Here is a 23,525-nt window from a genome sequence, read left to right on the forward strand (position 1 = left end):
CTCAGTCAAAGAGAAAGCCTGCCGGTGGGCAGGCTTAGCCTGCTCATTCAGTCATCTTTTCGTCGTGCGCCATCTCCGGGTAAGGATTTTTTCTGCTTCAACAATCATGAACATCGCAAACCCAATCAGGAAGGTAATGATCCAGTAGCGGAACGGTAGCGCTTCGGTACCGAACAGCATTTGCATGAACGGCGCATAGATGATCAGAAGCTGAAGAGCCAGAAGTACGCCGCTCACGATCCATATCCCCTTATTAGCCAGCAGACCTTTACTCAGGGAGAAACCGTCGGTGACGCGGCAGTTGAGCATGTAAAACCACTGGGCGGTGACCAGCGTTTGCAGCAACACGGTGCGGATGAACTCCGGCGAGTAGCCGCGAGGTTGCAGCCAGGCCTCCAGCACAAAGGCGCTGATGGCAATCATCAGGCCGACAAACACCACTCGCCAGATGGCATAACCGTCCATCACATGCAGGTTAGACTTACGCGGCGGCCGGTTCATGATGTCCTTCTCACCCGCTTCAAACGCCAGGCCAAACGACAGCGTTGCCGAGGTTGCCATGTTCATCCACAGGATCAGTACCGGTGTTAACGGGATCAGGTTCCCCGCCAGCAGGGCAATAATGATCAGCAGGGCCTGGGCGATGTTGCTCGGGATAACGAACAAAATGGTCTTTTTCAGGTTGTCGTAGACCCGACGCCCTTCATGGACCGCCCGGGCAATGGTGGCAAAGTTATCATCCGTTAACACCATATCGGCGGCTTCTTTGGTGACTTCAGTACCTTTGATCCCCATCGCGATGCCGACATCCGCCCGCTTCAGCGCAGGCGCATCGTTCACCCCGTCCCCGGTCATTCCGACCACTTCCTGCTTACTTTGCAGCGCCTGCACCAGGCGGAATTTATCTTCCGGGCTGGTTCGGGCAAAGATATCGTATTTTTGCGCCGCCTCGCTCAGCTGGTGGTCGTCCATCGCTTCCAGCTCGCGCCCGGTAATGGCGCTCGCCGCGTTGCCAATACCCAGCATCTGTCCAATGCTCATCGCCGTTTGTGGATGATCTCCGGTAATCATTTTCACGCGAATGCCCGCCTGCAAGCAGTCGGCAATGGCCGAAATGGCTTCCTGGCGCGGGGGATCCATCATGCCCGCAATGCCGAGCAGTATGACACCCTCTTGCAGATCCGCATGTGTCAGCTCGCGCTGCCCGCTGGCGGCCGGTTTCCAGGCCGCAGCCACCATGCGCAATCCCTCGCGCGCATACTCTTCAATCTTCTCTTCCCAATAGTGCAGGTTGAACGGCTCCAGCCCGTTTTGGGTCTGCTGGTGCTGGCAAAGACGGAAAAGGACGTCCGGCGCACCGGTGATTAACATCACCTCTTCGTCGCCCAGGCGATAGAGGGTGGACATGTATTTATATTGCGAATCGAATGGGATTTTACTGCGCAATTCGGCGTCAATTGTCGGAAGCGGGATTTTGGCCGCCAGCACCTTCAGCGCGCCTTCGGTTGGCCCGCCGGTGATTTTCCACAGCCCCTGCTCATCTTTGATCAGCTGGCTGTCATTACAGAGATCGACGGTGCGCAGATAGCGCTCAAGCACAGACCCCTGGGTCACGGTGACCGGTGTTGGATCGTCAACAGGGTGAATAGCGCCCACCGGTTCGTAACTGTCTCCCTCGACGCGGTAGGTGGTGTCCGCGGTAATCACCGCTTTTACCGTCATCTCATTCATGGTCAGGGTGCCGGTTTTATCCGAGCAGATAACCGTCATCGCCCCCAGCGTTTCCACGGTAGGCAGCTTGCGAATAATCGCCTTGCGACGCGCCATCGCCTGCACGCCCAGCGAGAGGATGATCGAGATAATGGCCGGTAATCCTTCCGGCACCGCCGCCACCGCAAGGCTAATCAGCGACAGCACCAGCTCTGAAACGGGCATATCGCGGAAGATGAGGCTGAAAACGAACAGCGCCAGCATCATCACCAGAATGGTGATAAAAATGGTCTTGCCGAGCTTGTCCATTTGCACCATCAACGGGGTACGGTGTTTTTCAATGTCTGACATCATCTGGTTGATATGGCCGAGTTCGGTCTCCCCACCGGTTGCCACCACCAGCCCTTTTCCCCCGCCGGAGCTGACGGTGGTGCCCGAATACAGCAGATTGTAACGGTCACCTAACGGGAGTTCGCCGCTGAGCACATCGCTGCTTTTCTCCACTACCGTGGATTCGCCGGTGAGAATAGCTTCTTCCACCCGCAGGTTGTGCGCCTCTATCACGCGAAGATCGGCAGGAATGCGATCCCCGGCGCGTATCACCACGATATCTCCGGGCACCAGCGCTGTCGTCGGGATAGTTTCATGGTTGCCCTGCCGGATGACCACAGCCTCGCTGGAGAGCATATTACGAATGCTTTGCAGCGATTTCTCCGCATTACTCTCCTGAATATGGCCAATCAGGGCGTTAATGATAGCCACCCCAAGAATGACAAACATATCCACCCAGTGTCCCATTATCAGCTTCAGCAGCGCCGCCGCCAGAAGGACGTAAATAAGGACATCGTTGAAATGGGCCAGAAAGCGCAGCCAGCCGGGTTTACCCGGTTTTTGCGGTAAGGCGTTTTCGCCGTATTTTTCCAGCCTGGCGGTCGCTTCTGTACTGCTGAGTCCGTCGAGGCTGGATTGGATATTTGTCAGGGTTTCATCAACGGTCTGTTGATAATACGGGCGGTGAGGCTTTTCTGTTATCATCGTTCCTTCCTCGGGTTCTTTTCAGAAATCACCTTGCTTTCATGTCATTAACGAATAACGAAAACAGGAACATGCGCATAACGAACGATACTCGCCGCCTCTGACCCTAATAAATGGGTTTGAATATTGGGATTACGCGATCCCACAATAATCGCACCGACGTTAAGTTCATCCGCCAGTTTGATTACCTCATCACGTATATTCCCGCTGCGAACATGCAGATGGACATTTGCTTCCGGCAGGTTGATTTTTTTTACCAGCGCAGCCAGTTTTTCTTTAGCATTATTAATCATATATTCATCCATCTTTCTCGCGTCTGCAATAAAACCGCGGGTCAGTTCCGCCGAGAACTTTGGCATAACGTACAGCAGATGGACATTACCCGATGCGCTTTGCGCCAGGAATTGGGCATGCTGTAGCGCTTTATCAGACAACGCTGTTTCGTATACATCCACCGGCACCAGAATCGTTTTATACATATCAAGCATCCTTTTTATAACCAACACAACAGTGAGTGAATCAGGAGAGATCGCATCAACCCCATGGGTACAGGCGTGAATGCCTTTTACGGAAAAAAGGAATGGATGCTATTAAACGTAGCACAGGAATATCAGGATGTTATTCAAAGGGGATACGCTATTGTAACGCTTGTTTCGCCTGAGTATGTCACGCCACTAATAATGGTTATTTAACATTTATTTATTCACCGACTATGCTCATAGTCAGGCATGCAACACGTTCATTCTCTTTATCCCGCGCCACCTTCAACCTCATGGAGGAATGCATGTACGGTTTAAGCCTGATTCGCCTTGGTTTGTTTATTGCGCTCGCCATTATCGCCAGCACAGCAATCGGTTTATTTACCTATGTGGTCGTCTCGGCCCTGGCAGAATAGCGCCACCCCAGCATTGATGACGAAATAAATAAAACAATTATTATCAGGGGAATACTGTGAAGCGCTACCTCTCTCTTCTGCCTGCTGTTGTATTGCTGCTGACGGCGTGCGATCCGAAATCCGACCGCGCCGCGCCCCTGCCGAAAATGGTAAAAGTCGCAGAGGTGGTGAAGGCTGGCAACGCGCAGCAGCGCGTCTTTCCCGCCCGTATCGAATCCGGCGACGCCACGGATCTTGCGTTCAAACGTGCCGGGCAGATTGAGACCCTGGACATTCGCCAGGGTGTCGTTGTCAAACAGGGGCAACGGCTCGCCAGTCTTAACGATCGCGAAGCCCGGCAGCGTCTGAACGACAGGCAAACGGCGGCGACCCTGGCTCAGCGGCAATTCGACCGCTTCCAGACCCTGGCAGGACGCCAGGCCGTGTCGAAGGCCGAGATGGATGTCCAGCGCGCAAACCGCGATTCTGCAAACGCCGCGCTTCAGATTGCACGCGAAGAATTGAGTCAGATGACGCTCGTCGCCCCCTTTAGCGGGACAGCGGCCAGCGTACATGTGCGAAACCATCAGGTCGTCTCAGCCGGCCAGCCCGTCGTCACATTGACCCGTACCGATCTACTGGACGTGGTGTTCAGCCTTCCAGAGAACCTGTTTAACACCTTCGATATTCGCAATGCGCAGTACAAACCGGTAGTGAAGATCAACGCCCTGCCCGGTCGCGAGTTTACCGCTGTGTACAAAGAGCACTCAGGCAGTAGCGACAGCAACACTTTGACCTGGCAGGTAATTTTAACCATGCCCCGCCCGGATGATTTTCCCGTCGTGGGCGGCGTCAGCGGAACGGTCACCATCAATTTAACCAACCTACCGGCGGGCGTCGGCAGTGAGGCGCTGGTGGTGCCGGTTGAAGCGGTCTTTAACCCGGATAACCGCCCGCGCAATGAGCCACACGTCTGGGTGGTGACGGGCGAAGGCGATACGTTGCACCTTGAAGATCGTAAGGTCAGCGTGGGACAAGTCAGCGCTGAGGGGGTCATCATCGTCGGTGGGCTTAAGGCGGGTGAACGCGTGGTGGCCGCAGGCGTTGGGGAGTTACATCCCAACCAGCCGGTACGTATCTGGACGCGTGAACGGGGACTGTAATGGATATCTCTCGTCAGTTTATCAGCAACCCGGTTCGCGTCTGGCTGACGATTTTGCTGCTGGGCGTAGGCGGCATTATTGCCCTGTTGAACATCGGCAGACTGGAAGATCCGGCGTTTACCATCAAAACGGCGGTGGTGATCACCCATTATCCGGGCGCGTCGGCGCAGCAGGTTGAGGAAGAGGTCACCCTGCCGCTGGAAAACGCGCTTCAGCAATTACCTTACCTGGATAACGTCAGCTCCATCTCCTCCAGCGGCCTGTCGCAGATCACGGTCAATATAGCCTCGCGCTACCACTCAAATGCGCTGCCGCAAATCTGGGATGAACTGCGTCGCCGGGTGGGAGATGCCGCCCGACAGTTTCCACCCGGCGTAGTGACCCCGTTTGTGAATGATGATTTTGGCGATGTGTTCGGCTTTTTCTTTGCCATTTCCGGCGATGAATTCAGCAATCCGGAACTGGTCCGGTATGCCGAGCAGCTGCGCCGGGAGTTGGTCCTCGTGCCAGGCGTGGGCAAAGTGGCCATCGGCGGAGCCCTCACCCAGCAGATTAACGTGGACATTTCTCTGAGCAAAATGGCCGCGCGCGGGATAACGCTGAACCAGCTTTCTGCCCAGCTCAGCAGGCTGAACGTGGTCTCCAGCGCGGGAGAGATCCCCTCCGGTACTGAGTCAATTCGTCTGCATCCTACCGGTGAATTCGAGAGTATTGACGAGCTGGCCGATCTCATCGTGACCCCGCCGGGCTTTGGGGCGGCTACCCGCTTACGGGATATTGCCACCCTGTCACGCGGGCTGGATGCCTCCCCTGCCAGCATCTACCATGCCAACGGCAGAGAAGCCGTCACCATGGGCGTCTCCTTTATCCCCGGCGTTAACGTGATCGACGTGGGAGATGCCCTGGAGGCGAAGCTTGAGCAGATGTCAGCCGAGAAACCGGCAGGTATCCATATCGACCTGTTCTACGATCAGGCGGCGGAGGTCGGGCATTCCGTTAACGGATTTATCATTAACTTCCTGATGGCGCTGGCGATTGTCGTCGGTGTGTTGCTGATCTTTATGGGCTTACGCAGCGGGATCATTATCGCCTTTTCCCTCGCGCTTAATGTGCTGGGTACGCTGCTGATCATGTATCTCTGGGGTATTGAACTACAGCGCATTTCACTGGGCGCGCTGATCATCGCCCTCAGCATGCTGGTCGACAATGCCATTGTTATTGTCGAAGGGGTACTGATAGCCCGGCAGCAGGGCTCGTCCCTGATGAACGCCATTAGCAACATTATTCGCCGTTCTGCGCTGCCGCTGCTGGGTGCTACGGTGATCGCCATCCTGGCCTTTGCGCCCGTCGGGCTGTCGCAGGACTCTACCGGCGAATACTGTAAGTCGCTGTTTCAGGTTCTGCTGATTTCGCTCATGCTGAGCTGGTTCTCTGCCCTCACCATTACACCGGTGCTGATCAAATGGTGGCTGTTTAAACGGGACGCTGCGCCGCCAGAGGCTGACGAAACGGATCCCTATGACAAACGCATCTATCGGATCTATCAGGCGGTGCTCAACGCGCTGTTACGGCGTAAAGCGCCAACGCTGGTGGTGATGGCCGCACTGCTGGCAGCCGCCATCTGGGGCTTTGGCTCGGTGCGGCAGAACTTCTTCCCCTCCTCCAGCACGCCGATTTTCTTTGTCGACCTCTGGCTCCCTTACGGTACCGACATTAAATGGACCGAGAAGATGACCAGTGATATCGAGAAAACCATTAACGGCCAGCATGGCGTGGAAACCACGGTCTCGACGATTGGTCAGGGAAGTATGCGATTTATTTTGACCTACAGCGGACAGCGGCAGTACAGCAACTATGCGCAAATCATGGTGAGAATGGACGACCAGCGTAACATCCCCGCCCTGACCCGCCACGTTGATGAGTACATCGCCCGGAACTATCCGCAGGTTAACGCCAGCACGAAGCGGGTGATGTTTGGCCCCTCCGGCGACAGCGCTATTGAAGTGCGTATTAAAGGCCCCGATCCCGACAGGCTGCGTCTGATCGCCAGCCAGGTAGACAACATTCTTACGCGCGATCCGGCGACGGACAGCGTCAGGAACGACTGGCAAAACCGCAGCAAAGTGATCCGCCCGCAGTACGTCACCGCGCTCGGACGTGAGCTTGGCGTGGATAAGCAGGACGTCGATAACGCACTGGAGATGAATTTCTCCGGCAGCCGGGCAGGCCTGTACAGAGAAGGAAGCGATCTGTTACCCGTGGTGGTGCGCCCGCCGGAAAGCGAGCGGCTGGACGCCAACCACCTGAACAACGTCCTGGTCTGGAGCCAGACCCGGCAGCAGTATATTCCGCTGAGCAACGTCGTCAGCGGCTTCGCGCTGGAGTGGGAAGATCCGCTGATCCTGCGTCGCGACCGCTCGCGCGTGCTGACCGTGCAGACCGACCCTGACCCGCTAAGCCAGCAAACGTCCGGCGATATTCTCGCCCGCGTGAAGCCGCAAATAGATGCCCTGCCCCTGCCTCACGGCTACAGCATTGAATGGGGCGGGGACGCGGAGAATTCCAGCGAAGCGCAGCAGGGGCTATTTACCACGCTGCCGATCGGGTATCTGGTGATGTTTGTGATCACGGTGCTGATGTTCAGTTCGGTGAAAAACGCCGTCGCTATCTGGCTGACCGTGCCGCTGGCGCTGATCGGCGTGACGCCGGGGTTTTTAATTACCGGCATCCCCTTTGGCTTTATGGCGTTGATTGGCCTGCTGAGCCTGAGCGGGATGCTGATCCGCAACGGCATTGTGCTGGTGGAAGAGATAGAACAGCAGAAAGCGCAGCAGGATCAGCACAGTGCGATCGTTTACGCCGCCACGTCGCGCCTGCGTCCCATCCTCCTCACCGCCTTTACGACCGTACTCGGCCTCGCCCCTCTGCTGCTGGATGTGTTCTTCCAGAGCATGGCCGTTGTGATTATGTTTGGGCTTGGGTTTGCTACAATCCTGACGCTGCTGGTACTCCCCGTAATTTACGCGTGTTTCCATCGTAAGGACAAAGCTGAACAACAATGAATGCGACAGGGCTGAATATCATCAAGACGCTGGGCTGTATGACGGCGGTTACCTTTTTCACCATCTACAACACCTGGGATCATTACGATTATGACTATCACTGGATCCTCGGTTTTTTAACCTTCATTTCGACCATCGCCACGCCGTTGTTTTTTGTGGTTGCAGGGTATCTGGACGGGCAATCCCGACACGGCACGCGCTGGCAGCTGGATAAGATCAAACGCCTGGTGATCGTCTTTCTGTTCTGGGTAACGATTTACTACCTGTGGGAACCCTATCAGCGCGGATATCTGATCCAGCCCTGGTTCGTGTTCGCGTTTATCGTGATTTACACGTTTCACCCGGTGGTGGAGCGGCTCAGCCAGCGACGAATGCTCTTTTGCGGGGTGATTACCGCCCTGCTGCTTTTCTCTTACGGGTACGATTTGCTGTCGGCCCTCTATCCTGATGCCCACGTCCTTTCATTGTCGCCGCAGTATCGCCTGTGGACGTGGCTGCTGTTTTATCTGACAGGCCAGCTCTTTTGCGATCCGCAGATCGCGGCGTGGATCGGCCGCAAAAACGTGGTCAGGGCCGCGGTGATTGCGATACCGTTTATCTATCTCTTCACATGGTTTTACGAACGGCACTTCTTTTTTGCGCTATTTAAAGCAGACAGAAACGCCTTTATCCTCACCGGATCGCAAATTTACATTCTGATTATTGCCCTGGTGATTGCGGCAAATGGCGTACGGTTTCGCCGCAATGCGGAGTTTAAAGAGTCCGTGCTGGCCACCATTAGCAAAACGATGACCGGGGTCTATATCATGCACTACTCGGTGTTTCACCTGCTGACCGCGCTCATTCCGGTGACGTCCCTGAGCACCAAACTTGCTCTGATTGTGCTTACGTTTGTTACGTCGGTCCTGTTTTCGCTGCTGATACTGTCCAACACAGTGGCCAAAAAAGTGATCACCCTCTAAAAGCCCAGGCGCAGCCAGGCAAACAGCACGTTGCCGTTGTTGTAGGTCCCGGGAATATAGGTGAACTGGACGGTGACGCGCTTATATCCGGCAGAGAAAAGCGGGAAGATAAAAGGCAGCGGGACATAGTTGGCAAAGTCGTCGCGCGCGGTGATCCCCGCGGCGGCCCCGAGCCCCAGACGGAAATCTTTTGCGTTATCCAGATACCACCCCTTCTCCCAGCCGTAACCCATCGCGGGCTGCCACTCGTTGTGGGAATCTTTAAACATCATGGCAAACAGCGCGCTCCAGTTGCCCTCGTCGTTGTAGCGAGACACGCCCAGCCCCCCGCCCCACGGCATTTCGTTGTAATTATCCGTTTTCTCTTTGTCATACATGAAGCGTGCATGCCAGCTCAAAAACGGAAGGTAGAGATCGTAACGATCCGGCTGTTCCCAGGTTTGCGCAATATCGTCCGTTACTGCATCCCACCAGCGATGAATACGCTGTTCGCCATAGACTTTCGGCTCCGCATGCAGCGGAGATACGACTAAAAACAGGACTACCCACAGTGCAGGAAAGAGGCGTTGCATCGTTATTCCCTCAGCTTACGTCACACAGCGATCATTATTACTGTAAACCATTCAGCCCTAACCGGAGCCAAACAGGCTGATTTATGTTGTCGCCCGATAAGATGAAATTTATTTATTCTGCGCTTTCAGGAAAGATAAAAACGTTTTCTCAGGCCGCGTGTCGCGGTAGTCTCATACGTTCCGCCAATATGACGGCCGTGATGTGAGTGACCTTTTCTTATACCAATAATTAAAAATCAGTACAGACAGGACAACTATGGACTCCACCCTTATCTCCGCTCGCCGCAACGAGGAGACACCTTCGCTTAACCGCGCCCGCCGCGCTGCTTTAGGTAGCTTCGCAGGCGCCGTCGTCGACTGGTATGACTTTCTGCTCTACGGTATTACCGCTGCGCTGGTCTTTAACCGTGAATTCTTTCCCCAGATCAGCCCCGCCATGGGTACGCTTGCTGCGTTTGCCACTTTCGGCGTCGGTTTTCTGTTTCGTCCGCTGGGCGGGGTAATTTTCGGCCACTTCGGCGATCGCCTTGGCCGGAAACGTATGCTGATGCTCACCGTGTGGATGATGGGTATTGCCACCGCGCTAATCGGTATTTTGCCCTCCTTTGCATCGATTGGCTGGTGGGCCCCGGTGTTGCTGGTGACGCTGCGCGCCATTCAGGGCTTTGCCGTTGGCGGCGAATGGGGCGGCGCGGCATTGCTGTCCGTGGAAAGCGCGCCGAAGAACAAGAAAGCGTTCTACAGCAGCGGCGTGCAGGTAGGTTATGGCGTGGGTCTGCTGCTCTCCACGGGTCTGGTGTCGCTAATAAGCCAGCTCACGACAGACGAGCAGTTCCTGAGCTGGGGCTGGCGTATTCCGTTTATCTTCAGCATTGTGCTGGTCGTGGTGGCCCTGTGGATCCGTAACGGCATGGAAGAGTCGGCTGAGTTTGAGCGGCAGCAGCGCGAAAAACCGGTCGCCAAAAAACGGCTGCCGGTGATGGAAGCGCTGGTGCAGCACCCTGGCGCTTTTCTGAAAATTATCGCCCTGCGCCTGTGCGAACTGCTGACGATGTATATCGTCACCGCCTTTGCCCTCAACTATTCCACGCAAAACCTCGGCCTGCCGCGGGAATTGTTCCTGAATATTGGCCTGGTGGTGGGCGGGATCAGCTGCCTGACCATCCCCTGCTTCGCCTGGCTGGCGGATCGCTATGGGCGTCGACGGGTGTATATCACGGGCGCGCTCATCGGCACACTTAGCGCCTGGCCGTTCTTTATGGCGCTGGAGGCACAGTCGCTCTTCTGGATTGTCTTCTTCGCGATCATGCTTGCGAACATCGCTCACGACATGGTGGTCTGCGTGCAGCAGCCAATGTTCACCGAGCTGTTTGGCGCAAGCTACCGCTACAGCGGCGCGGGCGTGGGATATCAGGTGGCGAGCGTGGTCGGCGGCGGGTTTACGCCGTTTATCGCCGCCGCGCTGGTGACGTTCTCCGGCGGTAACTGGCATAGCGTGGCGATTTATCTGCTGGCGGGTTGCCTGCTTTCTGCTGCCACCGCCCTGTTGATGAATGAAACCGCGCACAGCTGATCTCCTCACTTTTGTTTCACAGGCGTGTGGCATACTATCGGGTATAGCCGCACACCTGTGGAACAAGGAGACAGACATGAATAATAAGGGCTCCAGCCTGACCCCGGCTCAGGCGCTGGAAAAACTCGACGCGCTGTATGAACAGTCCGTCAATGCACTGCGCAGCGCCATCAGTGACTATATCGAAACAGGGAAACTTCCCGATGAAAAGGCCAGAACCCAGGGCCTTTTTGTTTATCCATCGCTCTCTGTCACCTGGGACGGCAGCGCCAGCAGTAATCCGAAAACCCGCGCCTATGCGCGTTTCACCCACTCCGGTTGTTACAGCACAACCATCACGCGACCTGCGCTGTTCCGCCCCTACCTGGAAGAGCAGCTTACCCTGCTGTATCAGGATTACGGCGCGCATATCAGCGTTGAGCCGTCCCTGCACGAGATCCCTTACCCGTACGTGATAGACGGCTCAGCGCTGACGCTGGATCGCTCCATGAGCGCAGGGCTGACCCGTCATTTCCCGACCACTGAGCTGTCGCAGATTGGCGATGAGACGGCGGACGGGATCTATCACCCGGCAGAGTTTTCACCGCTGTCGCACTTTGATGCCCGCCGTGTCGATTTCTCGCTGGCACGCCTGCGCCACTACACCGGCACGCCAGCCGAACATTTCCAGCCGTTCGTGCTGTTTACCAACTACACCCGCTATGTAGACGAATTTGTCCGCTGGGGCTGTAGCCAGATCCTCGACCCGGACAGCCCTTACGTCGCCCTCTCCTGCGCGGGCGGGATCTGGATCACCGCCGAAACCGAAGCACCGGAAGAGGCCATCTCCGACCTGGCGTGGAAAAAGCACCAGATGCCAGCCTGGCACCTGATCACCGCCGACGGTCAGGGCATTACGCTGATTAACATCGGCGTTGGCCCGTCGAATGCGAAAACCATCTGCGACCATCTGGCGGTACTGCGCCCGGACGTCTGGCTGATGATCGGCCACTGCGGCGGCCTGCGTGAAAGCCAGCTGATTGGCGATTACGTCCTCGCCCACGCTTATCTGCGTGACGACCATGTTCTTGACGCGGTTCTGCCGCCGGATATTCCTATCCCGAGTATCGCGGAAGTGCAGCGCGCCCTGTACGACGCCACCAAAGAGGTGAGCGGCATGCCGGGTGAAGAGGTGAAGCAGCGCCTGCGTACCGGTACGGTCGTTACCACCGACGATCGTAACTGGGAGCTGCGCTATTCCGCCTCCGCCCTGCGTTTCAATCTTAGCCGTGCGGTCGCAATCGATATGGAAAGCGCCACCATTGCCGCGCAGGGCTACCGCTTCCGCGTCCCTTACGGCACGCTGCTGTGCGTGTCCGATAAACCGCTGCACGGCGAGATCAAACTGCCGGGCCAGGCGAACCGTTTTTACGAAGGGGCGATCTCAGAGCACCTTCAGATTGGTATTCGCGCCATCGATTTACTGCGTGCAGAGGGCGACAAACTGCATTCCCGCAAGCTGCGCACCTTCAATGAGCCACCGTTCCGCTGATAACAAGGACACATCACGCACACCACTCACCCGACCCGGGATTTCGTAGGTCGGGTAAGGCGAAGCCGCCACCCGACAATTTTACCGAACGCAGAAAAGCAAAAAGCCTGCTTTAAAAGCAGGCTTTTTTAAATTTGGCTCCTCTGACTGGACTCGAACCAGTGACATACGGATTAACAGTCCGCCGTTCTACCGACTGAACTACAGAGGAATCGTGTGAACGGGGCGCATATTATCGATGCGCCCTGAGGATGTCAAAGGGTGAATGCAGATTTTCAATCGTTTGCCGATTTATTCTCCACTTCGCACATTTGTCAGGCACTTGCCGTTTCCGAAACCTCCTGCTCCGGTTTTTTTCGCGGATATTTCCACAGCCAGCGCCCGCTCACCATGCGCCAGTAGAACAGCGCGCCGCGCACGGCCCAGTCAAGGAACATCCCCAGCCAGACGCCGACAACGCCCATACCTAACATTACCCCCAGCGTGTAGCCCGCCACGACGCGACAGCCCCACATGCCGAGCATGGAGACCCACATCGCAAACCGGGCATCGCGCGCCCCTTTCAGCCCGGCAGGAAGTACCCAGGACGCGGCCCAGATTGGCATAAACGCCGCGTTGAGCCAAATGAGCACCTTCACGACCTCTTTCACGTCATTTTCATGCGTATAGAACGAGGCCATCAGCCCGGCAAAAGGCGCAGTTCCCCACGCAATCGCCGTCAGTCCAATGGTTGAAAGCCAGAAGACATGCCGAAGCTGCCGTTCCGCCTGCCCTATCTGCCCCTTTCCGAGACGTCTGCCGGTGATGATCGTCGACGCCGACCCCAGCGCGTTTCCCGGCAGGTTAATGAGTGAGGCAATGGAGAAGGCAATAAAGTTGCCGGCGATGACGTCTGTTCCCATCCCGGCAACAAACATCTGCGTCAGCAGTTTCCCGCCGTTAAACAACACGGATTCGATGCTGGCCGGAATCCCGATCCCCATCACTTCCCAGATAATGGCGAAGTTAAGCGGACGGAAATAACTTTTCAGCGTCAGGCGCAGCGATGGCGTAATTCCCGCCATCAGTACGCCGATTATCGCCGCCGCACCAATATAGCGGGAAATGGTCAGTCCTAAACCCGCGCCGACAAAGCCCAGCCCCTCCCAGGAAAAGACGCCATAAATCAAAACGCTGCTGATAATGATGTTCAGGATGTTCATGCCGCCGTTGATCAGCAGCGGGATTTTGGTATTCCCTGCTCCACGAAGCGCACCGCTACCAATCAGCGCGATGGCAGCCGCCGGATAACTCAGCACCGTCATTTCCAGGTAGGTGAGAGCCAGATCCTTCACCTCACTGGTCGCTTCTCCCGCGACAAAGTCGATAATTTCTTTGCCGTAATAATGGATAACCGCCGCAAGGATGATCGAAAAGAGGGTCATGATCATCAGCGACTGTCTGGCCGCTTCGCGGGCACGCTTCGGATCGAGCTTACCCAGGCTAAACGCCACCACCACCGTCGTACCGAGATCGATAGCGGCAAAGAAGGACATCACCACCATATTGAAACTATCCGCCAGCCCTACCCCGGCCATAGCTTCTTTACCGAGCCAGCTCACCAGGAATGTGCTCAGCACGCCCATCAACAGGACGCAGGTATTCTCCAGGAAAATAGGCACAGCAAGGGGGGTGATTTCACGCCAGAAGAGAACTCGATAACTTTTACGTTTTGCATACCAGGGCGTGCGCATAATCGCCTGGCGTAGGGGTGCGGTGACGTTCAAAATGGACCTTAGCGAGAAAGTTGAAACTCCATTTCAAATGATGGGGCAGAAATGCGTATCCTGCAAAGTATTTTCCATAAAATTATGTTTGGATTTACAACAAAATGACGACAGAATCATCAAACAAACGCTTTTGCCTGAGATCAGGTTTGACAAAAGTTTTTTCGCCGCTAAGATAAGCCTCCACAACGATTCCTCTGTAGTTCAGTCGGTAGAACGGCGGACTGTTAATCCGTATGTCACTGGTTCGAGTCCAGTCAGAGGAGCCAAATTTAAAAAGCCTGCTTTTAGAGCAGGCTTTTTGCTTTTTTGCGTTCGGTAAAATTTTCGGGTGGCGGCTTCGCCTTACCCGACCTACGTGATAACAGTCCTGTAGGCCCGGTAAGCGCAGCGCCACCGGGCAACAGAGTGTGCGATTACTCGCCTTTAGCGTCGACGTTTTTGATTTCGCCCATCACTTTCAGCTTCTTGGAGATGTCGCGACGTTCTTTGGACAGCTCAGCGTTTTTGATGATGTAGTCATCAACGCGATCTTCATAATCGCTCTTCATGCTGGCGATGATGCCCTGAATAGCTTCAACGCTCATACCTGGCTTGATGTAGTCGCTCAGGTTGTCCAGCAGCAGGACACGTTTCTGGTTGTCACGGATCTTCTTCTCTACGTCCTGGATTTCGCGCTGTAGCTTGTTTTTGCGGCGGAACAGGCGGACGAACTCCAGAACATCCTGGAACGAAGGCTTGGTAGTTTCCATTTTTACACCCCTGATAATGTGAGATTCGGATTCGTTAAAGCAACCGTTTTAACAGACAGCGGCTGCGAATGACAATGAGTATATCGTTTAAAACCATCATAACCCTAATTGTTGCTGAATCGAAGCAGCAGGCATCACATACGCTTTTTATTTGCGCAGAGCCCGGCAAATCAGCTGCGATAACAACTCCAGCTGCCGCGCCAGCTCCATACTCAGCCAGACATAACCATGGATGGGCGTTTCCGCCACATTGTCGCCCTGGCGCTCATTCATCAGCTGTTTGAGCTCGGCGACGATTTCGTTCAGCCGCTCGCTGTTCGCCCGTATCGGCTGCGGGTTACCTTCATAGAGCGCATGAGCGATGGTCAGCAGGGTTTGTTGCGTCATCTGCTGCGTCTCTTTCAGCGTATGCGCGTTGAGCATCAGAAGATGGCTGGGGCGTGAGGCCCAGTGGGCATTGATTTGCAGTTCAAGCATACAGACCAGATTACGGCTGACCGTCTGAATAGCTTCAAAGATGGCTTTCTGGATATGGGTTTCTTTGCTTGCTGGCGTAATTAACCCGCGCATTTTGACCACATCATTGAGGATTTTTTGCAGATGCTTTTCCAGCCGCGGACGCTCAATCAGATTCGGCGAAAACCCGGCCTGGTAGACCCGGTTAAATGCCGTGACGTAGTTTGCCATCTGAATGCGCCAGTGCAGGAAGGCGCGCTGCGGCCAGATGCCGGTAAACAGCATGGCGAGCAACGAGCCGAGGATCACGTCCCCGCTTCGCCACAATGCGGTGGTCATATCGCCCGCAGGTGCGCCGACCACAACCGCGAGCGTAATGCCAATCAGCAGCGCCTGATACGGTTTCTTGCCGAGGGCCAGCCATCCGCAAAGAAACATCGCCACCGCGCACCACAGCAACATGAACGGAAATGAAATCAGCTCCAGCTTCAGGGCAATAAGCCCAAGCGCTGAGCCTAAAACGGTACCGCCTATGCGTTCGAAAGCGCGCGGGACCACGTTCCCCCAGAATGAGATCGGCCCCATCACCACCACCAGCGTGATCAGCGGCCACGTCCCTTCCGGGATATCCAGCAAACGAACCAGTACGAAGGTCAACACAAACGCCAGCGCAATGCGGCAACCGTGCACCACGCGATAATGTTTGTATAACCGAATTTCAAAAGGGGTTAATGACTTGTCGGGGCGCACACCCGTCTCCAGCTCTACGGCAAACCACAATTGTACTGTGTTTTCAGCCGGGTGGATCGCGCCCGGCTGAAAAACCCTGCGTTTCGCAGGATTATCCCACTTTGTGCTCTACCGGTACAAACATCTCAATATCCCAGTAGCCGTCAGCATTGCCATCGTTCAGATAGCGTTCGAAGCAGGGTTTTGGTGCAATCTGGAATTTGCTGTCTTCCAGCAGGGAGTTGAAGAACTGATACCATGGAGTAGCGAAATCATGATTTTCAACGCGCGCGGCGGCAATAGCATACTCTCCGGCAGCAATTTCGGTCATCATCACCCCTTCGCTGTTTTCAGGAATAGTGAAATCGTCTACTACCGTTACGGCGGTAACGCAGCGGAGCTTTTCTGCCGGCACGTCATCCGGATTGTCATAATAAACGGCCACCCACTCCTGCGGCTGAATATGACGACCATCTACCCACATGACCAGCTGTTCAAATCCCTGCTTGACCGTCTTTTCCCACGGCCCCACGAGATGAAAGCCTGCAATCGTACGTTTCTGTTGCTGCCTGATGCTGTAGTCCATGCTGCCTCCGTTTATTACTGTATATATATACACTGTAAAGCAGAATCGAGATTATCGGCAATCCAGGAGTGTTTATTATGTGAGCAGACTCGCAACACTGCCAGTCTGCCCGAAAAGGTCAGAGTTTATGATGCAGATAATCGCCAAGACGGGAGAAAAGCCCACCCTTTTCAACGCTTTCCAGCGTAACCAATGGCCAGTGCGCGACCACCTTGTCACGATCGTACAGCTGGATCTCCCCTACCCGCTGATGCGCGGCGATCGGCGCTTCAAGCTCTTTTTTATCCATCACGTATTTCGCCTTGATGTTCGGCACTTCCGATTTGGGTAATGCCAGCCAGAAGTCCTGATCCGTGCCCAGCGCGATCTGCTCTTTATCACCGTACCAGATGCGCTCGGTTCCCACTTTTTTACCGTTATGCAGGATCTGCACCGTATCAAAATTTTGCTGTCCCCAGTGCAGCAGCTTGCGCGCCTGATCTTCACGTCCTTTCGGGCTGTCTGCCCCCATCACCACCGCAATCAGTCGACGCTGACCGTCCACCGCTGAGGCAATCAGGTTAAAGCCCGCGCCCGAGGTGTGTCCCGTTTTCAGGCCATCCACGTTCATGGTCTTATCCCACAGCAGGCCGTTGCGGTTCTGCTGGGTGATGCCGTTCCAGGTCAGGCTCTTCTCGCTGTACATGTGGTAGAACTCAGGCTCGCCGTGAATGATGGCCCGGGAAAGCACGGCGAGATCGTAGGCGGAGCTGTGCTGACCCGGTGCATCCAGCCCGTGTACGGTTTCGAAGTGGGTATCGCGCAGGTTCAGTTTTTCAACATAGTCATTCATCATCCTGACGAACTGCGGCTGACCGCCCGCCACGTGATCCGCCAGCGCCACGCAGGCATCATTGCCGGAATCAACAATCAGGCCGCGGCTGAGATCGCGCACGGAAACCCGATCGCCCTCCTTCAGAAACATCAGCGACGAACCGTCAAAGACCGGATTGCCTTTTGCCCAGGCGTCACGTCCGACCGTCACAATGTCATCGGGGCTGATGCGGTGGCTATCAATGGCGCGATCGACAACGTACCCCGTCATAAGTTTGGTCAGGCTCGCCGGATTGCGCTGCTGATGTTCGTTGCCCGCCGTTAAGATTTGACCCGTGGTGTAATCCATCAATACCCAGGAGCCAGCCTGGATGGCAGGCGGCTGAGGTGAAAAATCCAGCGGCTCGGCAGCCCGCGCGGATGAAATACTCGAAGCGAGTAAAGAAACAGCAATAAACAGACGGCGTTTCAACGGTATATCCTCAGGTCAGTAAAAATCGATGACCTTTTTACGGGAGTTCTGATGTCGTTACCTGCCTTAATTGCAAAAAAATGTGACAGAACGCAGATTTTTTCGGAACAAATCTCGCAAATTTCTTGCCTGACGGTGCTTTTTGTTCGGACTGCTCACCCCAATCGTTTACCATAGAGACGTCAATTTTTAACAGGATGAGATTACTGGTGTCTGACTCTGCCGCGCGCCCGACTTTTTTGTTCCACGATTACGAAACCTTTGGCACCCATCCGGCGCTGGACCGACCGGCGCAGTTTGCGGCTATCCGTACCGATGACGAATTTAACGTCATCGGCGAACCCGAGGTGTTTTACTGTAAGCCCGCCGATGACTATCTGCCGCAGCCGGGCGCGGTGATGGTGACGGGCATCACGCCTCAGGAAGCGCGGGATAAAGGCGTTAGCGAAGCAGAATTTGCCCGTCGCATCCACGACCTGTTCACGGTGCCCAATACCTGCGTGGTGGGTTACAACAATATCCGTTTTGACGATGAAGTGACGCGCAATATCTTCTACCGCAACTTCTACGATCCGTATGCCTGGAGCTGGCAGAACCGTAATTCACGCTGGGATTTGCTGGATATCATGCGCGCCTGCTATGCGCTGCGCCCGGAGGGGATTAACTGGCCGGAGAACGACGACGGCTTGCCGAGCTTCAGGCTCGAGCACCTGACGCGGGCCAACGGCATTGAGCACAGCAATGCCCACGACGCGATGGCAGACGTTTACGCGACCATCGCAATGGCGAAACTTGTAAAAACCGCGCAGCCGCGCCTGTTTGAGTATCTATTGAGCCATCGCAGCAAGCAAAAGCTGATGACGCTGATTGACGTGCCGCAGATGAAACCGCTGGTGCATATTTCAGGGATGTTCGGCGCGTGGCGCGGGAACACAAGCTGGGTGGCGCCGCTTGCCTGGCATCCGGACAACCGTAACGCCGTCATCATGGTGGATCTTGCCGGAGATATCTCCCCGCTGCTTGAGCTCGACAGCGACACCTTACGTGAACGGCTCTATACGCCGAAAGAGGCGCTGGGTGACCTGCCAGCCGTACCGGTAAAACTGGTGCACATTAATAAGTGCCCGGTGCTGGCGCAGGCCAACACGCTACGCCCGGAAGACGCCGACCGGCTGGGGATTAACCGTCAGCACTGCCTCGATAACCTGAAAGTGCTGCGCGACAACCCGCAGGTGCGCGAGAAAGTCGTCGCCATTTTTGCCGAAGCAGAGCCGTTCGTGCCGTCTGAGAATGTGGATGCGCAGCTTTATAACGGCTTCTTCAGCGACGCCGATCGCGCGGCGATGAATATCGTGCTGCAAACCGACCCGCGTAACCTGCCCGCGCTGGATATCACCTTCGCAGATAAGCGCATTGAGAAGCTGATGTTTAATTATCGCGCGCGCAACTATCCCGGCACGCTGGATGAAGCAGAGCAGGAGCGCTGGTTACAGCATCGGCGCAACGTGTTTACGCCGGAGTTTCTTAATAGCTACGCCCAGGAGCTGGAGATGCTTTACGGTCAGTATGAAGGGAATGCTGAGAAGCAGGCGCTGCTGAAAGCGCTGTTCCAGTATGCGCAAGAGATTGTCTGAATAGCGGGTACAAAAAAGCCGGAGGCGATGTCTCCGGCTTTTTTTTTTGCCCGATGGCGCTTCGCTTACGCGGGCCTGCGGGGTATTTAGGTCGGGTAAGACGTAGCCGCCACCCGACGCAGTCTTACGCGACGTCTTCGTACTGAGGAACCGGGTTGCGGAAGCTCTTCGTCACACAGGCCAGGTAAACCAGGCCGATACCTGCCCAAATCAGGCCAAGCACCATTGAGCTCTCTTCCAGGTTAACCCACAGCGCGCCCACGGTCATAGCACCACACATCGGCAGGAACAGATACTGGAAGTGGTCTTTCAGCGTCTTGTTACGCTTTTCACGGATCCAGAACTGAGAGATCACCGACAGGTTAACAAAGGTAAACGCCACCAGCGCACCAAAGTTAATCAGCGCCGTTGCCATCACCAGGTCAAAGTTAATCGCCAGAAGCGCGATCGCACCGACCAGAATGATGTTCATCGCCGGGGTACGCCAAGTTGGATGCACGTAGCCGAAGAAGCTTTTCGGGAATACGCCATCGCGGCCCATAACGTACATCAGACGCGCAACGCCTGCATGCGCGGCCATACCGGACGCCAGTACGGTGATGGTGGAGAAGATCAGCGCGCCGACCTGGAACGCTTTACCCGCCACATAGAGCATAATTTCCGGCTGAGAAGCATCCGGATCTTTGAAGCGAGAGATATCCGGGAAGTACAGCTGGAGGAAATAGGTCGAGAAAATAAAGATCAGGCCACCAATCAGCGCCGTCAGGAAGATTGCACGCGGAATTACGCGCTCTGCATCTTTCGTTTCTTCAGACAGGTTGCTGATACCGTCAAAACCGGTAAAGGAGAAGCACAGAATCGTCGCCCCGGTAATCATCGGGATCACATGCGCATCACCAGACCAGAACGGCTTGCTGCTCGCCAGAGTGCCCGCGCCTTCACCGTGGAACACACCGTAAATCACCATGCCGAGGATCACGGCAATCAGTACAACCTGAAGCACAACGATAACGGAGTTAAAGTTGGCAACGGACTTGATGCTGCGAAGGTTGAAGGCCGTCATAAAGGCCACCAGCGCCACGACGAACATCCAGGATGGAATCGATGGCACCAGCGCTTCAAAATAAATTTTTGCCAGCAGAATGTTGATCATCGGCGCGAACAGATAGTCGAGCAGCGAAGACCAGCCCACCATAAAGCCTACCGTCGGGCTGATGGATTTCTGGGCATAGGTGTAGGCGGAACCGGCAGACGGATAACGGCGCACCAGTTTACCGTAGCTGAGCGCGGTAAAGAGGATCGCAATCAGTGCAAAGCCGTAAGCCGTCGGCACATGACCGTCCGTGAGGCCTGAAACGATACCGAATGTATCGAACAGCGTCATCGGTTGCATATAGGCAAGGCCCATCATGACAACCGGAATCAACGTAAGCGTTTTACGTAATTCCACGCGAGAGGTGTTTGGAGTTGCGTTATGCGACATAGTTATTCTCCTTTACGGTGATAACCGCCACGTAAGCGAAAAATTGCCCCATTTCTTTCTTCCTCAGCGACAACAACTGTCGGATTTTAGTAAGTATCTATCCGGTACGAAGCCCGGCCTCTTGGTTTTTAGTTTCGTTTCGTACATGCAAAAAAAAATAACCGACGCCTTTTATATCGTCGATTATTTATTTGTTTGCAGCGGCGGCATTTTGCCCTATTCAAGATACAAAAGGCAATACATTGAGAAACCTGCCCATAAAATAATTTTTCTAACTGGTTGATTTACCATCATCTGCCTGAGTGTAAACTGTCGCGATAGCACTATTTGCTAAAATTTCGTCTCGCCACCAGGCGCTGGCAAGGCCGGCGGTCTGTTCATTCCAGCCCACCCATACCGATTCGTTACTGCTCTGCGCTAAAACTTGTTTTTCCACCAGCGCTCCGCTGTCAATAAACCGCTGCGCTAAATAACGGGGAAGGTAACCGCACCCCAGGCCGCTTATTTGCAGCTCCAGCTTGGTTTTAAAATCAAAAACGGTGATGGCCTCCTGCTCATCCAGCAGCTGCGATGAAATACCGCACTCGGGGCGAGAACTGTCTCCAACCACAATGGCACGATAGTTTTTAATGACGCGTCGGGTAACCGGCTCCGGTTCATTCGCCAGCGGGTGATGAGGCGCAACGGCAAAAACCTGCTCCAGAACACCCAGCCGCGCAAAACCAAATTCGCTCAACTGGGGAGGCTCATGCAGCGCGCCAACGATGATATCCGCCCTGCCCTGCGTCAGGGCCTCCCAGGAACCGCCCAGCACGCCATTGATAAAAACCAACCGCGTGACGCTGTGGCGCTGATAGAACGCCTCAATAAGCGGGGTAAGCAGGGAGAAAGGGAATGTATCATCAACCCCAATCACCAGCTCATTTTCCCAGCCCTGGTGAAGCTTAACGGCCTGTTTTTCCAGCTCGCGAACCGTATGCAGCACGTCACGCCCTTTTTCCAGCAGCATCTGCCCTGTACGGGTGAAACGCGCGCGATGCCCGGTGCGGTCAAGGATTTGGATATTAAGATCGCTCTCGAGCTTTTGCACGGTGTAGCTCAGAGCCGAAGGGGTTTTATAGAGCTTCGCCGAGGCGGCGGCAAAGCTCCCCTCTTTTTCCAGCGCATCCAGAATAACAAGAACATCCAGCAGCGGTTTCATCTTCGCCCCCTTGCGGTGTGCGATTGTCTCCGCCGGCGCAATTATTCCATGGGCATTACCAGCGGATCGGGATACTGATATTCAAATCCCAGTTCATGGCAAATACGATTGCCATCAATAATTTTGCCTTTGCGCTCCCCCTGCGCATCACTGAATACCGGCGGCGCCAGGCCAAGCTGGCGCGCCATCAGCGGATAAAAGGTACTACGAGGCGGATGCGAAGGCGCACATATATTATAGATGTGCCCCCCTTTCGGAGCCTGTAAAAGCAGTTCTATTGCACCGATAACATCCTCAAGGTGCACAAGATTAACCCCGTGCTGGCCATCCGGCGCGGATTTACCGGCAAAGAAGCGTCCCGGATGACGCCCCGGCCCCACCAGCCCGGCGAGGCGTAAAATATCCACCTGCGTGCCAGGCAGATTGTGCAGCCAGTCTTCCAGCTCTTTCAGTACCCGTCCGCTGGCGGTCACCGGACGGCGCTCGGTGTTTTCTTTCGCCGTACCGTCGATATCGCCATAGACGGAGGTGGAGCTGGTGAAAATGATGCGCGGGATATGGTGCGCCAGGGCGCTGTCGACAATCTCCTGCACCGCCTGCAAGTAAAACGTCTCGCCCGGGCCGCTGCGCCGCGCCGGTAAGGTAATGACCAGCGCGTCCACATTCATCAGTTCATCCAGCTCGTCGGTATCGCAGATAAGCTCGGGTTCGAGACGCAGCTCGACACCATCAATGCCGCACATGCGTGCCGCTTCAACCCCATCTCGGGTGGTCTTACTCCCTGTCACCTGCCAGCCTTTCGCGGCTAATGACATCGCCAGTGGCATTCCTAACCACCCTAACCCGACAATCGCGACCTTTTTCATTACATTCTCCGCTTAACGATGCCTGTTATAAGGCTACGCCAGCCTGGTTGAACGCACAATTCATACCATCAATATGAAATGAATTAATGATCAAAAAAAGCCCTTGCTTTATGGCGTACAACTGGTTTAGGTTAAAAGACATCAAATGCATAAGCATTCAACGAGAATTTATATGACACGCGTTCCTTTTAAAAACCACCATCATCACCATCATCCTGACTAGTCTTTCAGGCGATGTGTGCTGGAAGACGTTTGGATCTTCCAGTGGTGCATGAACGCATGAAA

19 protein-coding genes, 2 tRNA genes and 1 other annotated feature (1 of these 22 only partly in view) are annotated in these 23,525 nt (G+C 55.1%); of the genes, 8 read left to right on the plus strand and 13 right to left on the minus strand.

The features are described 5' to 3' along the window. Nucleotides 1–51 precede the first annotated feature (51 nt). On the minus strand, nucleotides 52–2,745 hold the full coding sequence (locus tag ACOTX4_RS06855) for a cation-transporting P-type ATPase (RefSeq protein WP_045330380.1): 2,694 nt from the start codon (nucleotides 2,743–2,745) through the stop codon (nucleotides 52–54). Nucleotides 2,746–2,792: 47 nt separating this feature from the next. Next, complete coding sequence (locus tag ACOTX4_RS06860) at nucleotides 2,793–3,224, minus strand: universal stress protein (RefSeq protein WP_003859525.1); 432 nt, start codon at nucleotides 3,222–3,224, stop codon at nucleotides 2,793–2,795. Nucleotides 3,225–3,696: 472 nt separating this feature from the next. On the opposite strand from ACOTX4_RS06860, the gene ACOTX4_RS06865 reads away from it, so the two are divergent. Genes ACOTX4_RS06865 through ACOTX4_RS06875 form a run of 3 tightly spaced genes read left to right on the plus strand, consistent with a single transcriptional unit; the run spans nucleotide 3,697 to nucleotide 8,806 of the window. Further along, nucleotides 3,697–4,782, plus strand: a complete 1,086-nt coding sequence (locus ACOTX4_RS06865; RefSeq protein ID WP_045330383.1) for an efflux RND transporter periplasmic adaptor subunit — start codon at nucleotides 3,697–3,699, stop codon at nucleotides 4,780–4,782. After that, nucleotides 4,782–7,844 carry an efflux RND transporter permease subunit gene (locus ACOTX4_RS06870; protein WP_421635365.1) on the plus strand — a complete coding sequence of 1,021 codons (3,063 nt, stop codon included), beginning with the start codon at nucleotides 4,782–4,784 and terminating at the stop codon, nucleotides 7,842–7,844. Before ACOTX4_RS06865 ends, ACOTX4_RS06870 begins: the two co-directional genes overlap by 1 nt. A 38-nt stretch (nucleotides 7,845–7,882) precedes the next feature. Next, nucleotides 7,883–8,806, plus strand: coding sequence for an acyltransferase (locus tag ACOTX4_RS06875; RefSeq protein ID WP_162184622.1), 924 nt, complete (start codon nucleotides 7,883–7,885; stop codon nucleotides 8,804–8,806). Here the strand turns inward: ACOTX4_RS06875 and pagP are convergent. Further along, nucleotides 8,803–9,378: a lipid IV(A) palmitoyltransferase PagP gene (gene pagP, locus ACOTX4_RS06880; protein WP_003859516.1), complete on the minus strand. Its 576-nt coding sequence runs from the start codon at nucleotides 9,376–9,378 to the stop codon at nucleotides 8,803–8,805. The genes ACOTX4_RS06875 and pagP overlap by 4 nt on opposite strands. A 256-nt stretch (nucleotides 9,379–9,634) precedes the next feature. On the opposite strand from pagP, the gene shiA reads away from it, so the two are divergent. Both shiA and ACOTX4_RS06890 read left to right on the plus strand, forming a co-directional pair. After that, a complete protein-coding gene (gene shiA, locus ACOTX4_RS06885) occupies nucleotides 9,635–10,951 on the plus strand; it encodes a shikimate transporter (RefSeq protein WP_045330391.1) in 1,317 nt (438 codons plus the stop codon). 76 nt (nucleotides 10,952–11,027) lie between these two features. Further along, complete coding sequence (locus tag ACOTX4_RS06890; protein WP_023324933.1) at nucleotides 11,028–12,482, plus strand: AMP nucleosidase; 1,455 nt, start codon at nucleotides 11,028–11,030, stop codon at nucleotides 12,480–12,482. A gap of 135 nt (nucleotides 12,483–12,617) precedes the next feature. On the opposite strand, the gene ACOTX4_RS06895 is transcribed toward ACOTX4_RS06890, so the two are convergent. Continuing rightward, nucleotides 12,618–12,693: transfer RNA gene (locus ACOTX4_RS06895), tRNA-Asn, on the minus strand. Between the two features lie 103 nt (nucleotides 12,694–12,796). Next, nucleotides 12,797–14,215, minus strand: coding sequence for a multidrug efflux MATE transporter EmmdR (emmdR, locus tag ACOTX4_RS06900; RefSeq protein WP_023324934.1), 1,419 nt, complete (start codon nucleotides 14,213–14,215; stop codon nucleotides 12,797–12,799). A 226-nt stretch (nucleotides 14,216–14,441) separates the two neighbouring features. Here emmdR and ACOTX4_RS06905 point away from each other — a divergent pair. After that, nucleotides 14,442–14,517, plus strand: a tRNA-Asn gene (locus tag ACOTX4_RS06905). A gap of 147 nt (nucleotides 14,518–14,664) precedes the next feature. On the opposite strand, the gene ACOTX4_RS06910 is transcribed toward ACOTX4_RS06905, so the two are convergent. From ACOTX4_RS06910 to dacD, 4 genes are all read right to left on the minus strand, one after another. After that, on the minus strand, nucleotides 14,665–15,000 hold the full coding sequence (locus tag ACOTX4_RS06910; RefSeq protein ID WP_000450410.1) for a DUF496 family protein: 336 nt from the start codon (nucleotides 14,998–15,000) through the stop codon (nucleotides 14,665–14,667). Nucleotides 15,001–15,147: 147 nt separating this feature from the next. Beyond that, the gene (locus ACOTX4_RS06915; protein ID WP_003859506.1) at nucleotides 15,148–16,206 is read right to left on the minus strand and encodes an FUSC family protein; all 1,059 of its coding nucleotides are present in this window, start codon (nucleotides 16,204–16,206) and stop codon (nucleotides 15,148–15,150) included. 91 nt (nucleotides 16,207–16,297) lie between these two features. Next, complete coding sequence (gene sbmC, locus ACOTX4_RS06920; RefSeq protein WP_032609631.1) at nucleotides 16,298–16,771, minus strand: DNA gyrase inhibitor SbmC; 474 nt, start codon at nucleotides 16,769–16,771, stop codon at nucleotides 16,298–16,300. A 118-nt stretch (nucleotides 16,772–16,889) separates the two neighbouring features. After that, nucleotides 16,890–18,062 (minus strand): serine-type D-Ala-D-Ala carboxypeptidase DacD, encoded by a 1,173-nt coding sequence (dacD, locus tag ACOTX4_RS06925; protein ID WP_139152754.1) that lies wholly within the window; start codon nucleotides 18,060–18,062, stop codon nucleotides 16,890–16,892. A 191-nt stretch (nucleotides 18,063–18,253) separates the two neighbouring features. Between dacD and sbcB the strand changes: the two genes are divergently transcribed. After that, on the plus strand, nucleotides 18,254–19,690 hold the full coding sequence (gene sbcB / locus ACOTX4_RS06930) for an exodeoxyribonuclease I (RefSeq protein ID WP_015572402.1): 1,437 nt from the start codon (nucleotides 18,254–18,256) through the stop codon (nucleotides 19,688–19,690). 124 nt (nucleotides 19,691–19,814) lie between these two features. Here the strand turns inward: sbcB and plaP are convergent, their stop codons facing one another. From plaP to ACOTX4_RS06950, 4 genes are all read right to left on the minus strand, one after another. Beyond that, nucleotides 19,815–21,173: a putrescine/proton symporter PlaP gene (gene plaP / locus ACOTX4_RS06935; RefSeq protein WP_003859499.1), complete on the minus strand. Its 1,359-nt coding sequence runs from the start codon at nucleotides 21,171–21,173 to the stop codon at nucleotides 19,815–19,817. Then, nucleotides 21,163–21,225: a membrane protein YoeI gene (yoeI, locus tag ACOTX4_RS06940; protein ID WP_099458931.1), complete on the minus strand. Its 63-nt coding sequence runs from the start codon at nucleotides 21,223–21,225 to the stop codon at nucleotides 21,163–21,165. The genes plaP and yoeI overlap by 11 nt, the downstream gene beginning before the upstream one ends. A gap of 219 nt (nucleotides 21,226–21,444) precedes the next feature. Further along, nucleotides 21,445–22,374 (minus strand): LysR substrate-binding domain-containing protein, encoded by a 930-nt coding sequence (locus ACOTX4_RS06945; protein WP_023314446.1) that lies wholly within the window; start codon nucleotides 22,372–22,374, stop codon nucleotides 21,445–21,447. Nucleotides 22,375–22,415: 41 nt separating this feature from the next. Beyond that, the gene (locus ACOTX4_RS06950; RefSeq protein WP_023314447.1) at nucleotides 22,416–23,240 is read right to left on the minus strand and encodes an SDR family oxidoreductase; all 825 of its coding nucleotides are present in this window, start codon (nucleotides 23,238–23,240) and stop codon (nucleotides 22,416–22,418) included. 172 nt (nucleotides 23,241–23,412) lie between these two features. Here ACOTX4_RS06950 and hisL point away from each other — a divergent pair, with 172 nt between their 5' ends. Beyond that, the gene (gene hisL, locus ACOTX4_RS06955) at nucleotides 23,413–23,463 is read left to right on the plus strand and encodes a his operon leader peptide (protein ID WP_099516347.1); all 51 of its coding nucleotides are present in this window, start codon (nucleotides 23,413–23,415) and stop codon (nucleotides 23,461–23,463) included. Continuing rightward, nucleotides 23,439–23,525, plus strand: a sequence feature (His leader region); it runs 37 nt beyond the window's last position. Its footprint overlaps the gene before it by 25 nt.

The sequence above is a fragment of the Enterobacter cloacae complex sp. IR5459 genome, from assembly GCF_049238005.1.
Classification (GTDB): domain Bacteria; phylum Pseudomonadota; class Gammaproteobacteria; order Enterobacterales; family Enterobacteriaceae; genus Enterobacter; species Enterobacter hormaechei_C.

What these genes read in the sequence shown, in the direction of transcription:
- ACOTX4_RS06870 (WP_421635365.1), top strand. Translation starts at nt 4,782, where the DNA reads ATGGATATCTCTCGTCAGTTTATCAGCAACCCGGTTCGCGTCTGGCTG.
- emmdR (WP_023324934.1), bottom strand. Translation starts at nt 14,215, where the DNA reads ATGCGCACGCCCTGGTATGCAAAACGTAAAAGTTATCGAGTTCTCTTC.
- ACOTX4_RS06890 (WP_023324933.1), top strand. Translation starts at nt 11,028, where the DNA reads ATGAATAATAAGGGCTCCAGCCTGACCCCGGCTCAGGCGCTGGAAAAA.
- ACOTX4_RS06910 (WP_000450410.1), bottom strand. Translation starts at nt 15,000, where the DNA reads ATGGAAACTACCAAGCCTTCGTTCCAGGATGTTCTGGAGTTCGTCCGC.
- ACOTX4_RS06860 (WP_003859525.1), bottom strand. Translation starts at nt 3,224, where the DNA reads ATGTATAAAACGATTCTGGTGCCGGTGGATGTATACGAAACAGCGTTG.
- pagP (WP_003859516.1), bottom strand. Translation starts at nt 9,378, where the DNA reads ATGCAACGCCTCTTTCCTGCACTGTGGGTAGTCCTGTTTTTAGTCGTA.
- shiA (WP_045330391.1), top strand. Translation starts at nt 9,635, where the DNA reads ATGGACTCCACCCTTATCTCCGCTCGCCGCAACGAGGAGACACCTTCG.
- sbmC (WP_032609631.1), bottom strand. Translation starts at nt 16,771, where the DNA reads ATGGACTACAGCATCAGGCAGCAACAGAAACGTACGATTGCAGGCTTT.
- ACOTX4_RS06950 (WP_023314447.1), bottom strand. Translation starts at nt 23,240, where the DNA reads ATGAAAAAGGTCGCGATTGTCGGGTTAGGGTGGTTAGGAATGCCACTG.
- ACOTX4_RS06875 (WP_162184622.1), top strand. Translation starts at nt 7,883, where the DNA reads ATGACGGCGGTTACCTTTTTCACCATCTACAACACCTGGGATCATTAC.
- ACOTX4_RS06945 (WP_023314446.1), bottom strand. Translation starts at nt 22,374, where the DNA reads ATGAAACCGCTGCTGGATGTTCTTGTTATTCTGGATGCGCTGGAAAAA.
- ACOTX4_RS06855 (WP_045330380.1), bottom strand. Translation starts at nt 2,745, where the DNA reads ATGATAACAGAAAAGCCTCACCGCCCGTATTATCAACAGACCGTTGAT.
- plaP (WP_003859499.1), bottom strand. Translation starts at nt 21,173, where the DNA reads ATGTCGCATAACGCAACTCCAAACACCTCTCGCGTGGAATTACGTAAA.
- sbcB (WP_015572402.1), top strand. Translation starts at nt 18,254, where the DNA reads ATGAGATTACTGGTGTCTGACTCTGCCGCGCGCCCGACTTTTTTGTTC.